The sequence below is a fragment of the Christiangramia sediminicola genome (assembly GCF_031344135.1).
Lineage (GTDB): Bacteria > Bacteroidota > Bacteroidia > Flavobacteriales > Flavobacteriaceae > Christiangramia > Christiangramia sediminicola.
Genome location: NZ_JAVJIU010000002.1, coordinates 275,754 through 290,517 on the forward strand (window position 1 = coordinate 275,754; position 14,764 = coordinate 290,517).

The following is a 14,764-nucleotide window of genomic DNA, read 5'->3' on the forward strand; positions in this document are numbered from 1 at the left end:
GAAAATGAAAAATAATAGATTTAATATAATCCTATTAGGTCTTGCACTTTCCCTTGGAGCGTGTACAGATTTGGATATTGAAGAAACCGATTCCAGAATTGCCAATCAAACTGGTGAGTTTACTGGAGTGGCGGATGTTGAGGGAGCATTAACCTCTGTCTACAATAGTGTTCGTGGACAAATGGAAAACCAGGCCAACCTTTATGCTTTAAACGAAGTAAGTTCAGATGAATTCGTTGTACCAACACGAGGAACTGACTGGGGTGACAATGGATTATGGAGAACGCTTCACCAGCATACATGGTCTGCGATTCATCCACACGTTAGAGATACTTGGAATGAGCAGAATCAGAATGTATTTAATACTACAGAAATTATTGATTCTAGAAGTCAAGCATCACCATCTCAGGAAGCTGAAGCAAGATTTCTAAGAGCATTAAGTATGTTCTGGGTAATGGATTTATACGGTCAGGTACCATTTAGAGAAGTAGACGAAGGTATTGATATTGATCCGAGAGTATTAAGTAGACAGGAAGCTTTTGATTTTATAGAAAATGATCTATTAACTGCATTGAGTGATCTACCTAATCCTTCACCTGGTGACTCAGAGTTGAATTTTGCATCACAGGCAGCGGCTAATCATTTATTAGCAAAACTTTACCTGAATAAGCATATTTATTATGGATCTGAATCTCCTAGTAGTGCAGACATGCAATTGGTGATAGATAACGTTAATGCTTTGGAAGACAAAGGATTTGGTTTGGTAGAAGGATATTTTGATATTTTCGCGCCAGCTTTAGATAATGAAACTATTTTCTTCACTACTTCAAGTGTTGGTAACGTAATTTGGCATGGTTTACACTATAACCAGAATGCTCCGGATAATACAGGAGGTGGCTGGAATGGTTTCACCACACTTGCTGAATTCTATGATTCTTTTGAAGGGGATCCAAATACCAACTTTGTTGGAGATGGCCAGGAAGAAAGACGTGGATTTGTTCCTGATGAAACTACAGCCAATGATGTGAATTTTGGAATTGGATATGGATTCCTAGTAGGTCAGCAATATGATGATGATGGTTCAAAACTTAAGACTAGACAGAATACAGATCTTATGTTCTCTAAGAATCTACCTGGTTTAGTTGGTAATGGTGAAGACACAGGAATTAGAGTTATTAAGTATCACCCAACAAATGGTTCTTTTGCCAACCACAAAATTGTATTCAGATTCTCTGATGCTTATTTGATGAAAGCTGAAGCAATGATGAGAATGGGAGACGACGCAACAGGAATGGTAAATGAGCTTAGAGCATTAAGAAAAGCTTCTCCTTTATCAAGTGTTACCGAAGAAGATCTTCTTGCTGAAAGAGGACGAGAACTTTATGGAGAGTATTGGAGAAGAAACGACCTAATTAGGTTCGGTACTTTCTCAGATACCTGGGGATTCAAGGATAACACAGAGAACTTCAGAGTTCTTTTTCCAATCCCATCATCGGCAATTATTTCTAACCCTAATCTTACACAGAACGAGGGATATTAATTATTTAAAATTTGTTTGAAAAAGAGGGCTAATTTTTAGCCCTCTTTTTTTGTTATAGGTTTGTTAATATTTTTTATCTTTCCGGTTAGCGCCACAAGGGAATACAATATGAAAACAGCCACCCGGCTAATATCTTATCTACTTATAATTTTCTGCATTTCAGGTTGTGAAAAGGAGAGTTCGCTGTTTCAAAAAATGGATTCTTCAAAAACAGGAATTGATTTTAGTAATAATCTAAAGCAGGATCCAAAATTTAATATTCTAACCTATTTATATTATTACAATGGTGCGGGAGTAGCCGCGGCAGATTATAACGGTGATGGTTGGGTAGATCTTTACTTCATTTCCAACAGGGAGTCCGATAAATTATATATAAATCAATCCGATTTTCAATTTACAGATATTACAGATAGTTCAGGGATTAATAATTCAGATGGCTGGTCTACCGGAATTAGCAATGTAGATATTAATAACGATGGTCGTATGGATATTTATATCTGTAAGGTTTCTGGAACTAATGACTTAACAGGACATAATCTGCTTTTTGTCAATCTTGGAAATGATGAGCAGGGAAATCCTAGATTCGAGGAGCGCTCAAAGGAATACGGACTTGATTTTTCAGGATTCTCCACACAGTCTGCTTTTTTAGATTATGATGATGATGGAGATCTTGATATGTATTTACTGAATCACTCTACTCATCCAAATAAAAATTATGGAAGTGGAGCAAAAAGGAAAACATTCGATCCTGCTTCCGGTGACAGATTATTTAAAAATGATAACGGAAAATATGTAGATGTATCTAAGGAGTCAAGAATATTTCAGGGTATTACCGGCTACGGACTTGGAGTTTCAATCGGCGATTTAAATAACGACTCGTTTCCGGATATTTATGTTGGGAACGATTTTTTTGAAAATGATTACATCTATATCAACCAGAAGGATGGAACTTTTAAGGAATTGAACTCTCAGAGTTCTCAGAATCTGGGTCATACTTCACATTACTCGATGGGAAATGAGATCGCTGATATTAATAATGATGGTTTCCTGGATATCGTTTCTCTGGACATGCTTCCGGAAGACCTGGAAACTTATAAAACTTCTGGACTTGAATATCCATTTCAAACCTATTCAAATTATTTACGAAATGGCTTTGCTCCGCAGTATATGCAAAATACGCTGCACATAAACAGAGGTGATCTAAATTTTTCCGAAACCGCATTTTTAAGTGGCATTGCTGCTACAGAATGGTCCTGGAGTCCTCTTTTTGCAGACCTTGATAATGATGGTTTTAAAGACCTCTTTATTACCAATGGCATAAAAGGAGCAACCAATAATATGGATTATATCAAATATATTTCTACAGATGAGATCCAGAAGCAATTGAGCAAAGGTGGAAAAGTAGATCTGGCGACTCTCACCAGGCAATTGCCAGAAAAGAAAGTACAGAATTATATCTTTAAGAATACGGGTGATAAAACTTTTGATGATTTTTCTGATTCCTGGCTACCTGCGGAAACATCTTTCAGCCATGGAAGTGTATATGCAGATCTTGACAATGATGGTGATCTTGACCTGGTAACTAACAACACCGATGAACCGGCGTTTATCCTTAGAAATAATTCAAATTCAGAAAATACGAATTATCTGGATATCGAATTACAGGGACCTGAAAATAATATTCTTGGAATTGGATCGAGAGTTGAAGTTTATAGTAAAAATGACAAACAGACGCAGGAGCATTATTTGAGCAGGGGATATCTTTCCTCAGTAGCTTCCGGACTACATTTTGGTTTGGGTGATAATGTATTAATCGATTCAGTAAAGGTGATTTGGTATGATGGGAAGGAATCGAAGCAGTTAGACGTCAAATCAAATCAGAAAATTAAGATTAGTTATAATAAATCGAAATCTGTTAAAGCTGATTCAATAAAAGATTTCAATCGATTTGAAAAGTTAGATTCAATTTTCTCCTATACCCATACAGAGCAAAGTTCTCTGGATTTTAATAGGCAATTGCTTAGTCCATTTGCTTATTCTAATTTGAGCCCGAAGGTAACAGTTGCCGATATGGATAATGATGGATTGGATGATGTGATTTTTGGCGGAGGAAAAACTCAGGCGTTGCAAATTCAATATCAGCAAAAGGATGGCTCTTTTAAAACTCAAAAAGTAGATCTATTTGAAGAACAGGCAATTTCTGAAGATACAGACCAATTTATATTTGATGCTAACGGCGACGGTCTTATGGATATGCTGGTTGTAAGTGGCGGAAATGAATTTAAATCGGGGCAGGCTTTAAGACCTAGACTATACCTGAATTCTGATGCCGGATTTAGCCTTGATAAGAATAATTTTCAGGATATAGAATTGAATGCATCCAGCGTAACCGGTTCAGATATAGATCTGGATGGAGATCTGGATATTCTTATTACGTCTACGATCAAATCAGGAGAATTCGGTATGTCCTCAAATCATCATTTTTTTAGAAACGACGATGGTATATTTGTAGATATTTCTGAGGAATATATTCCTGAATTAATCGGAATAATTCAAAATGTGGCCTGGGAGGACTTTGATGCTGATGGATACGAAGATTTGATTGTTGCTGGTCACTGGTCTGCACCCCAGATCTTTCTAAATAAAGCTGGTAAATCCCTAGAGTTATTGAATTCTAATTTAAGTACTGAAAAAGGCTGGTGGAATGATGTGGTTATAGATGATTTTGATAATGACGGAGACCTTGATCTTATGGCTGCCAACTGGGGCTTGAATAGCCGACTAAGTGCATCTTCAGAATCACCTGCCAACATTTATATTAATGATTTTGATGATAATGGAACTTCCGAGCCTATTCTTACTTACAATTATAAAGGCAGGGAAACTTTATTTGCTTCAAAAGATGAATTAGATCAGCAATTACCTTTTCTGAAAAAGAAATTCACAACTTATGAGGAATTTGCTAGGGCCGATTTTGAAGAGATTTTTCCAGAAGACAAGATTCAGAATTCCGTTAAAAAACAGGTTTCTGAACTCGCTTCCTGTTATTTTGAAAATACCGGTAATGGTAATTTTATAAAACATTTACTTCCTTTTGAAGTTCAGGCATCTCAGGTATTTAGCCTTCAGAAATTAGATTTCAATAATGATGGTTTTCAGGATGTTCTTTTAGTTGGAAATAACTATGAAATTAGCACCCAATTAGGTAGATTAGACGCATCTCACGGTGTTTTACTAGTTAATGATGGGAATGGAAATTTTGAGGTCTCTAAAGCCTTGCCAGACATTCCCGGGGCTTCAAGAGATATAGAAAAGCTTTGCATAGACGGAGTTGAACACATGATTATTACCAGAAATGGTGATAGCCCAATAGTTTTAAAAATTAATAATGAATCGCATGAATAGAACCGGAAAGATCTTTAAGGTTTTAGGAATATTTAGTTTGGTATTTTTCGCATCTTGTAATTCTGATGATAAAAAAGAACAGGAAAATGTAGATGCAGATAATGTTAGAAAAGAGAATACGCTTTTTACTGAAATGCTTCCTGAGGAAACAGGAATAGATTTCATTAATGAGGTAAAGAACGAACCTGATTTCAATATTTTCAAATACCGAAACTTTTATAACGGAGGTGGAGTTGCCATTGGAGATATCAATAATGACGGACTTCCGGATATATATTTAACGGCGAATAAGAAGCCGAATAAATTGTACCTGAATAAGGGTAATTTTCAGTTCGAAGATATTAGCAAATCTGCAGGCGTTGAAGGGAATAAGCCCTGGTCTACCGGTGTGAATATGGTAGATATCAACCAGGATGGATTACTCGATATATATGTGAGTAATGCCGGGAACATGGAAGGAAACAACCATGACAACGATCTTTTTATCAATAATGGGGATCTTACCTTTACCGAAAAAGCAAAAGAATATAATCTTGCTGAAACCGGATTCAGTACACATGCTTCATTCTTTGATTACGACAAGGACGGAGATCTGGACGCATATATTCTGAATAATTCCAATATACCGGTTAGCAGTCTTGGATTTGCCGAACAGCGTAATGTGAGAGCACAGGATTGGGAAGGTGTTCCTGAGATCTTTAGAGGAGTGGGAGATATGTTGTTGCGAAACGATGATGGTAAATTCACTGATGTTAGTGAAGACGCGGGTATTTTTGGAAGTTTGATAGGTTTTGGACTTGGTGTAATGGTCAACGATTTTAATAACGACCTGTATCCTGATATTTATGTATCCAATGATTTTTATGAAAGGGATTACCTGTATATCAATAATCAGGATGGGACATTTACTGAAGAAATAGAGAACTGGACACAACATTTATGTTTATCTGCAATGGGTGTAGATATGGCAGATATCAATAATGATGGTTTTGCGGATATCTTTATTACCGATATGCTTCCCGATACCGAGGAACGGGTTAAATCTGTTATGGAGTTTGAAGGTTATAATGTTTTTAAACTTAAGCAGAGCAAGGATTTCTATCAGCAATATATTCATAATACCCTTCAGCTGAATAATGGTAATAATACATTTTCTGAGATCGCACATTTTAGCGGAGTAGAAAGTACAGACTGGAGTTGGGCTGGTCTTATTTTCGATATGGATAATGATGGAAATCGGGACATTTTTGTAACCAATGGGATCAATCATGATCTTACAGACCTTGATTTTGTTGAATTCTTTGCTAATGAGATTATCCAGAAAATGGCCCTTACCGGGAAGAAGGAGGCTATCGACTCGATCATTAATAAAATGCCGGTAACACCACTTCCTAATTATGCTTTTCAGAATCAGGGAGATCTTAAATTCAGTGACAAGGCCGAAGAATGGGGCTTAGGGGTGCCAAGTCTTTCTAATGGTTGTGCCTATGGAGATCTTGATAATGATGGAGATCTTGATCTGGTTGTAAATAATGTGAACATGAATTCTTTTGTTTACAGAAACAATTCTGAAAAGAAAAAGGATCATAACTATCTACGCGTAAAACTTAATGGTAGTGAAAAGAACAAATTCGCTATTGGAACGATCGTCAGGCTTTTTATTGGCGATAAAGTGATACTTCAGGATGAAAATCCTTCCAGAGGATTTCAGTCTTCCATGGATTATGTTTTAAATATTGGTCTGGGTAAAGAAGATAGAATTGATTCGCTTCGAGTGATCTGGCCAGATAATGCAACTCAGAAACTAGAGAATATAGGGGTAAACCAAACACTTACCTTAAATCATTCGGATGCAAATGGTCAGTACCAAGTTCCGAAAACCCCTGAGGTTAAAACTCTGCTTACTGAGCGTTCTAACGATAGCTTCGAGCAGCATTCTGAAAATGCATATACAGATTTTGACTATGAAGGAATGATCTATAAAAAATTGAGTCAGGAAGGACCGGCAATGGCAGTTGGAGATATCAATAATGATGGGAATGAAGATGTATTTATCGGCGGTGCTAAAAAACAGGCTGGAAGCATTTACCTGAACCGTGGTAATGGAAATCTTCGAAAATCGAATCAATCAGCATTGAATGCAGACCTTATGTTTGAAGATACTGCTGCTGAATTCTTTGATGCCGATGGCGATGGAGATCTTGACCTGATGGTTGGTTCCGGAGGAAATGAAGTTGGAGATGCTCAGAATTATAAACCTAGACTTTATCTGAATGATGGAAAAGGTAATTTCAAACCAACCACGAAAACGATTCCAGCGGTAGACCAGAATGTTGCAACAATAGCTTCCTACGACTTTGATAGTGATGGAGATATGGATGTTTTTATAGGATCAAGAAGTGTAGCCGTTAATTTTGGGCTGGATCCTAAACATTTGTTCCTTGAAAATAAAGGAGATGGTGAGTTTGTAAATTCTACCGAACGTATCGCATATGATGTGAAATACGCCGGTATGATCACCGATGCGATCTGGGAAGATATAGATGGTGATGGAAAAAAGGATCTGGTCACAGTTTCAGATTGGGGCGCACCACATGTTTATCTCAATTCAGGACGTAGATTGAGCCTTCTGAAAAATGATCTTGATAAATATACCGGATGGTGGAATACCGTAGAAGCTGCCGACCTGGATAATGATGGAGACATGGATCTCGTTTTGGGAAATAAGGGAAGTAACCTTGCCTATAAAACATCTGCAGAAAATCCTGTAAAAATGTGGGTGAACGATTATGATGATAATGGTACCATAGAGCAGCTGGTTACGCTTCAGCGCGACGGGAAGGATTATCCATTGCACATGAAAAAGGAAATGATCTCCCAATTAGTGTTCCTGAAAAAAGAGAATCTTAAAGCTTCTGAATATGCTAAAAAGACTATTCAGGAATTGATTCCGAAGAATAAGATTGAAAATGCAATTGTAAAGGAAGCAACGATTTCAGAGACAGTTATTGCTATTAACGATGGTAAAGGCTCATTCGAGATCAAAAAATTACCTGGACGCGTTCAGTTTTCATGCGTTTGCGGAATTTCATGTACAGACGTAAATAATGACGGTAACCTCGACCTGATCATGGGTGGTAATGATTTTGAGTTCAAACCACAATTTTCAAGACTTGATGCTGGTTATGGTAATGTTTTGCTAGGAGATGGAAATATGAATTTTGAGTGGCAGGATTTTGACCGAACTGGATTCAACATCAGGGACGAAGTAAAATTCCTGAAAACGATAAAAGACAGAAATGGTAAAACATTTTTAATCGCGGCTATTAACGATAAAAAACCCCGAATTTTTGTAGTTAGTCAATAGTAGATTTTTACTCTTTTTACTCTCTTTGATCCTGATCTCCTGTCAGGATGAAGAAGAGGAAAAGGTTCAGGAGAAGTTTTTCAGTAATCCAGATTATGAAACGTCCGGACTGGATTTTACCAATACACTCAAAGAAACCAGAGATCAGAACATTCTGGACTATCTATATTTTTATAATGGAGGAGGAGTTAGCATAGGCGATATTAATAATGACGGGCTTCCCGATATTTATTTTACCGGTAATCAGGTGAAGAACAAGCTATTTCTGAATAAAGGAAATTTACAATTTGAAGATATCACTGAAAAGGCCGGAGTAGCTGGGAATAGCACCTGGAATACAGGAACTACCATGGCCGATGTGAATGGTGACGGACTTCTGGATATTTACGTTTCTGCCGTAGTAGGAGTCAATGGTTTTCGAGGTCATAATGAACTTTTTATCAATAATGGTGATCTGAGCTTTACTGAAAGTTCTGCTGAATACGGCCTGGATATGGATACTTATTCTTCTCAGGCTGCATTTTTTGATCTGGAAAATGATGGAGATCTTGACGTTTATATTCTAAACCACGCCGTACACACCAATGAATCTTTTGGACCTGCCAGTATTCGTAATAACCGGGTTTATGAAAGTGGTGATAAATTATTATTGAATGAAAACGGAAAATTCATAGATATAAGTGAAGAGGCTGGTATTTACGGAGGTGCGAACTCTTACGGTTTAGGAATCACCACAGCCGATTTTAACAATGACGGATATACAGACATCTATATCGGCAATGACTTTCATGAGGACGATTATTACTATATCAACAACGGTGACGGCGCCTTCTCTGAAAATTTGAAACAATTTTTCGGTCACACTTCACGCTTCTCTATGGGTAATGATGCTGCTGATGTGAACAATGATGGATTTATGGATCTCATCACGCTGGATATGCTTCCCGAAGATGAAAATGTATTGAAGTCTTCTGCTGGGGATGATAATGTGAATTTGGATCGTTTCAGAATTGAAAAACTTGGCTATCATCCGCAATACACCAGAAATATGCTGCAGATGAATAAGGGAGGGAACTATTTTTCAGAAACAGCCTTAATGAGTGGTGTTGCAGCAACCGATTGGAGCTGGGGACCTTTATTTGCCGATTATGACCAGGATGGAAAACAGGATCTGTTTATAAGCAATGGAATACCAAAGAGACCGAACGATCTTGATTACGTAAAATATACTTCTAACGAGCAGATCCAGAATAAACTCGATAAAACGACGCTCGTAGATAATGATGTTCTGGATAAAATGCCTTCCGGCGCGGTGACCAATTATATTTTTAAAGGAGAAGGCGATGGAAATTTTGACAATAGATCTGCAGAATGGATCAAAAATGACTCTATCATTTCAACCGGTGTTGCCTACGGAGATCTGGATGGTGATGGCGACCTTGATATAGTTACCAATAATATCAATCAAAGAGCTAGTATTTATATTAATGATTATGCTGAAGGTGATCATTTAAAGATCAGATTAAAGTCAGATTCCAATAATACCTTCGGGATTGGTTCAAAAGCGATTCTATATACTTCAGAAGGCAAACAGGCAAGGCAACTGTATACAACTAAAGCTTACCAGTCTTCATCAGAACCTATTCTGCATTTTGGATTTAAAAATTCAGCTCAATTAGATAGTCTTATAGTTATCTGGCCGAATTCTAAAACTCAGACCTTATTAAAACCGGAAAAGAATAAAACCCTAGTTCTGAAGGAAAAGGATGCAAAAGATTCAGCTGATTATTCAAGATTATTTAAGTCGAATAATACCAAAGGTTTCAAAAAATTAGAGTCAGATTTCGGAATTACATATGAGCATGAGGAGAATCGATACAATGATTTTGATATGCAGAAACTTATTCCGCATCAAATGTCTGATCTTGGTCCATCGGTGAAGGTGGCAGACATTAATAATGATGGTAAGGAAGACATCATTTTTGGAGCTTCAAGATTTAAACCGGTAGAAATTTTTATTCAGCAAAATGGAAATTTTAAGAAACAGGATTTTCCAGAAATAGCAAGAGATTCATTAGCAGAAGACCAAAGCATCGCAATCGCAGATTTCAATGCTGATGGAAAGCAGGACCTGTTTTTTGCTTCTGGTGGTGGTGAATCTGTGGGAAGAAACGAATGGCTTTTAGATAGACTATATCTTGGTAATAATTCTTCATTTAAAAAAGATAGTTTACTTCCAAAGATCTACAATAATTCTGCTGTGATTAGAACTGCAGATTATGACAATGACGGTGATCAGGACATTCTTGTAGGGAGTAATTCGCAAAACTATGATTATGGCGCCATACCAAAATCATATTTGTTACAGAACAACAATGGAAAGTTTAAAATAGTTCAGGAAGATCTTTTCGATGAATTGGGAATGATTAACGACTTGATATTTACAGATATTGATGGAGATAAAGACCTGGATATATTAGCGGTAGGAGAGTGGATGTCTCCGGTAATCCTGGAAAATTCTTCTGGTAAATACTCAGTGAATAAAAATCTTATTAAAAACAAAAAGCTGAATGGACTCTGGCAAAAAGTGACCGCAGCAGATATAGATCACGATGGTGATATGGATTATCTGCTCGGAAACTGGGGTTTAAATACCAAGCTAAATGCTTCAGAAGAGAATCCAATGCGAATGTATTACAAGGATTTCGATAATAATGGTTTAACCGAAACTTTACTGGCTACAGAAAAGAATGGTAATTATTATTTCCCTTATGGTCTTGACGAGATGGCGTCTCAGTTAAGTCAAATGCTTCGTAAGCGTTTTACAAAGTATAAGGACTTTGCCGGGAAGAAGATCGATGAAATCATGACTAAAGAAGAACTTGATTCAGCCAGATTATTAGAAGTTCATACTCTAGCAAGCGGATACCTGGAGAATACCGGTTCTGGATTTAGCTTTCGAGAGTTTTCAAGAGAATTGCAATCAGCACCTATTCGAGCAATGTTGAGCTATGATTTCAATAATGATGGAAAAAATGAAGTGTTAATTGGGGGGAACTATTTTGGAGTTACTCCGTATCACGGCAGGTTTGATGCACTAGGTGGATCATTAATGTTAAACGAAAATAAAATTCTTGATTCTGATCAAATTCAATTAAATTTATCACAAAAATCTGTTAAAGATTTTTCTATAATTCAAATTGATAACAAATCTTATTTAATAATTACTATAAATAATTCGAAAATTGAAATCTATGAATTCGATTTTTAAAATTAAATCTATAACTGTTCTAGTGCTAGCATTAAGCATTTTCTCCTGCAATCAAAAGGAGGAAAAGATTGTTGTTACCGCTGATGATTTTCATTCAGCTAACGATAATGTTAGCAAAACGATGGTACATGATATTTTTTCTCCACCTGTGGCAAGCAGGGTTTATGCTTATTCAAATATTGCGGCCTATGAAGTTATGGCGCAGTTCGATGAAAATTATAAAAGCCTTGCCGGACAGCTAAACAATCTTGAAGAAGCACCTGCCCCGGAATCTGATCTTATTATTCCTGAAGCTGCCGCAATCGTTGCATTTTATGACATCAGTACAGGACTGGTATTTTCTGAGGATAGAATCGGCATTAAAAGAGACAGCCTTTTCAATAAATGGAAAAATATAGATGAAAATGCCTTCAAAGTTTCTGAAGCTTATGGAAAAAGAGTAGCAACTCATATTAAAGACTGGATGAAGCAGGATAATTATGCTGAAACCCGTACCATGCCAAAATTTTCAATCCATACAGATAATGAAAGTCGCTGGCAGCCAACTCCACCTTCTTATATGGATGGAATTGAGCCTCACTGGATGAAGATCAGGCCTTTTGTGATTGATAGTGCAAATCAGTTTAAACCTGCACCGCCACCTGAATTTTCAATGGAAGAAGGTTCTAAGTTCCATAATGAATTGATGGAAGTTTATAATATTAGAGAGAAGATCGCTGCAAATGAGGAAAATAGTGAAGAAATGGCGATCGCTAAATTTTGGGATTGTAATCCTTATGTCTCCATCTTAAGAGGGCATTTGATGTTTGCCACGAAGAAGATCACTCCTGGTGGTCACTGGATGGGAATCGTAAAGATCGCCTGTAAAAAAGATAATGCCGACTTTAATAAATCTGTTTATGCTTATTCTAAGACAGCTATTGCTATCGCCGACGGTTTTATAAGCTGTTGGGATGAAAAATATCGCAGTAATTTGGTAAGGCCGGAAACGCTTATCAACAAATACGTAGATGAGAATTGGAGCTCTGTTTTACAAACTCCGCCATTTCCTGAATATACCAGCGGACATTCGGTGATATCTGGTGCTGCAGCGATTGCACTTACAGATATTTTTGGTGACGGATTTGCATTTGAAGATGATACTGAAGTAGATTACGGTTTGCCAATTAGAAATTTCGAATCTTTCAATGCTGCTTCACGAGAGGCTGCCAATAGTAGGCTATATGGCGGAATTCACTATCGTTCAGCCATTGAAGTTGGGCTTGTTCAAGGTAAAGGACTGGGTAATTTTGTTGTTAATAAACTTGAGATGGCTAAAAAAACTCAGGAAACTAAAGTAGCTTCGAAATAATTCCATGAAGAAATTCTTATTTATTTTACTAGGCCTAATTCTTTTAAGCCTTGTATGGTTCTTGTTTATAAAAGAATATGATTACCGGTTTCATTTTCAGGCGGATTATAGTCCGGCAGTGGTGAAACGGGAACTACAGGATCTTGGAACGTATGAGATTTTTAATGCAACTCCCAAGATTTCAAATTTACATTCAGATCAATTTTCAGAATTAAAACAAGAGATCGATTTTAGAAATAATAGGTTAGACCTCTCTTGGGAATTGGAACAGGAAGAAGATAGCTTAACTGATATTTATCTTCATATCGCCGGACCGGATAAAATTAAAAACAGACTTTCTATTTTAAATCCATTTGCTGAAAGTAATTATATCGATTCCCTAAAAACTTCCTTCAGTAAACTTGGAAAGGGACTTATTGAAAAGCAAAAACTTTATAGAATTCACATTGAAGATACTATTTCTTTTTCCCCGTCTCTGGATTGTGTTTGTAAACCGGCAGAAAATATTAAGATTGAAAATAAGGCGAGCCAGATGGTTCGTGATATTCAATATCTCGAAGACTTTGTCATGATTCATGAACTTAAACTAACCGGTTTTCCTTTTCTAAAAATAAAAAGATGGGATCGTGAGAATGACGTGATCGATTTTGATTTTTGTTTTCCAATTAATCTAGCTCAGGATATCAGGCCAAATAGTTTTGTTGAGTTTCAGCAATTTCCATCATCTACTTCTTTAAAAGCTATTTATAATGGAAATTACAGGATTTCAGACATTGCCTGGTACGAATTGATCTATGAGGCTAAAAAAAGGAATTTAAGGACCACTGAGCTGCCTATTGAGATTTTTCAGGATAATCCAAAGGAAGGAGTTGATGCTTTAAGCTGGAAAGCGGAGATTTATTTACCTATTTCAGAATAGGGTTTTAAAAAATCATGGAATTGCGATCCTTAGCTTTTCCGGAAGGATACTTATATCTATCCTGGTCTCTTCCCCTATATATTCGCCGTCCACCTGAAATGCTACTGGCTTTTTACAGGTGACCCGAGCTTCTTTGGCGGGCAGGATCTCTACAAAATCTGAATCCAGATTTGTTTCATTTTTAAGAGTTTTCAGAATTTCAATTAGGTTGAGTTTTTTAAATATCAGTATTTCAAAAATGCCGTCATCTGGTCTTCCTTGAGGATTTACATTAGCTCCTGTGCCATATTTATTTGCATTGGCAAAACCAAGCAATACGGCTTCAGCTTCTTTGGTACTCTCATCGGTTTCAATATGGAAATTGAAAGGATATTCACTCTTGATAAGTGTTGGTATGGACTGGATCAAATAGCCCACCTTCCCCCGGATAGGAGAGTCTTCATAATTCTTGATGAGTTCAGCATTAATCCCAAGATCACCCATATGCAGACAAATGATCTCATTGAGACAAAGAATGTCAAGGTCGATATACTTATCTCCCAGGGCTACTTCAAGTTGCTCTTCCATCAATTCCGGCAGATCCAGGTTTTTGGCCATTCCATTAGCAGACCCTGCAGCTATCACTCCAATAGTGATATCAGTCTTTTTAACCGCTTCCGCTACAAGATTGATGGTTCCATCTCCACCAGCAACAATAAGGCGTTCAATTCCATTTTTATTTACTTCTTCATAAATCTTTTCCTTATCATTTTCACCGGTCGTAGAAAATTGATGAAAACTCAATCCCTTTTCTTCAAGGCGTTTCTTAACCTGCGATATGATCTTTTTTTTATCTGTTTGTCCGGAAATAGGATTTACAACCAATAAAACTTCCTTAAAATTCATGCAGACTTGTTTATGATACGCCTAAA

The 14,764-nt window shown here is 36.9% G+C and carries 7 protein-coding genes; 6 read left to right on the top strand and 1 reads right to left on the bottom strand.

All coding sequences use genetic code 11. The features are described 5' to 3' along the window. The first annotated feature begins 4 nt into the window (after positions 1–4). The 6 genes from RE431_RS05135 to RE431_RS05160 all read left to right on the top strand — a co-directional run bounded on the left by RE431_RS05135 (position 5) and on the right by RE431_RS05160 (position 13,853). The gene (locus tag RE431_RS05135; RefSeq protein ID WP_309560895.1) at positions 5–1,540 is read left to right on the top strand and encodes a RagB/SusD family nutrient uptake outer membrane protein; all 1,536 of its coding nucleotides are present in this window, start codon (positions 5–7) and stop codon (positions 1,538–1,540) included. A gap of 195 nt (positions 1,541–1,735) precedes the next feature. Further along, complete coding sequence (locus RE431_RS05140) at positions 1,736–4,945, top strand: VCBS repeat-containing protein (protein ID WP_309560896.1); 3,210 nt, start codon at positions 1,736–1,738, stop codon at positions 4,943–4,945. Continuing rightward, on the top strand, positions 4,938–8,312 hold the full coding sequence (locus RE431_RS05145; protein ID WP_309560897.1) for a VCBS repeat-containing protein: 3,375 nt from the start codon (positions 4,938–4,940) through the stop codon (positions 8,310–8,312). The genes RE431_RS05140 and RE431_RS05145 overlap by 8 nt, the downstream gene beginning before the upstream one ends. Before the next feature lie 25 nt (positions 8,313–8,337). Beyond that, on the top strand, positions 8,338–11,583 hold the full coding sequence (locus tag RE431_RS05150) for a VCBS repeat-containing protein (protein WP_309560898.1): 3,246 nt from the start codon (positions 8,338–8,340) through the stop codon (positions 11,581–11,583). Then, positions 11,567–12,934: a vanadium-dependent haloperoxidase gene (locus RE431_RS05155; RefSeq protein WP_309560899.1), complete on the top strand. Its 1,368-nt coding sequence runs from the start codon at positions 11,567–11,569 to the stop codon at positions 12,932–12,934. The genes RE431_RS05150 and RE431_RS05155 overlap by 17 nt, the downstream gene beginning before the upstream one ends. 4 nt (positions 12,935–12,938) lie before the next feature. Continuing rightward, positions 12,939–13,853 (top strand): GyrI-like domain-containing protein, encoded by a 915-nt coding sequence (locus RE431_RS05160; RefSeq protein ID WP_309560900.1) that lies wholly within the window; start codon positions 12,939–12,941, stop codon positions 13,851–13,853. Positions 13,854–13,865: 12 nt separating this feature from the next. Here the strand turns inward: RE431_RS05160 and RE431_RS05165 are convergent, their stop codons facing one another. Next, positions 13,866–14,738, bottom strand: a complete 873-nt coding sequence (locus RE431_RS05165; protein WP_309560901.1) for a diacylglycerol/lipid kinase family protein — start codon at positions 14,736–14,738, stop codon at positions 13,866–13,868. Positions 14,739–14,764: the final 26 nt, after the last annotated feature.

Excerpts from the sequence above, each read along its gene's own strand:
- RE431_RS05145 (WP_309560897.1), top strand. The coding sequence starts at position 4,938 with ATGAATAGAACCGGAAAGATCTTTAAGGTTTTAGGAATATTTAGTTTG.
- RE431_RS05155 (WP_309560899.1), top strand. The coding sequence starts at position 11,567 with ATGAATTCGATTTTTAAAATTAAATCTATAACTGTTCTAGTGCTAGCA.
- RE431_RS05160 (WP_309560900.1), top strand. The coding sequence starts at position 12,939 with ATGAAGAAATTCTTATTTATTTTACTAGGCCTAATTCTTTTAAGCCTT.
- RE431_RS05165 (WP_309560901.1), bottom strand. The coding sequence starts at position 14,738 with ATGAATTTTAAGGAAGTTTTATTGGTTGTAAATCCTATTTCCGGACAA.
- RE431_RS05135 (WP_309560895.1), top strand. The coding sequence starts at position 5 with ATGAAAAATAATAGATTTAATATAATCCTATTAGGTCTTGCACTTTCC.
- RE431_RS05140 (WP_309560896.1), top strand. The coding sequence starts at position 1,736 with ATGGATTCTTCAAAAACAGGAATTGATTTTAGTAATAATCTAAAGCAG.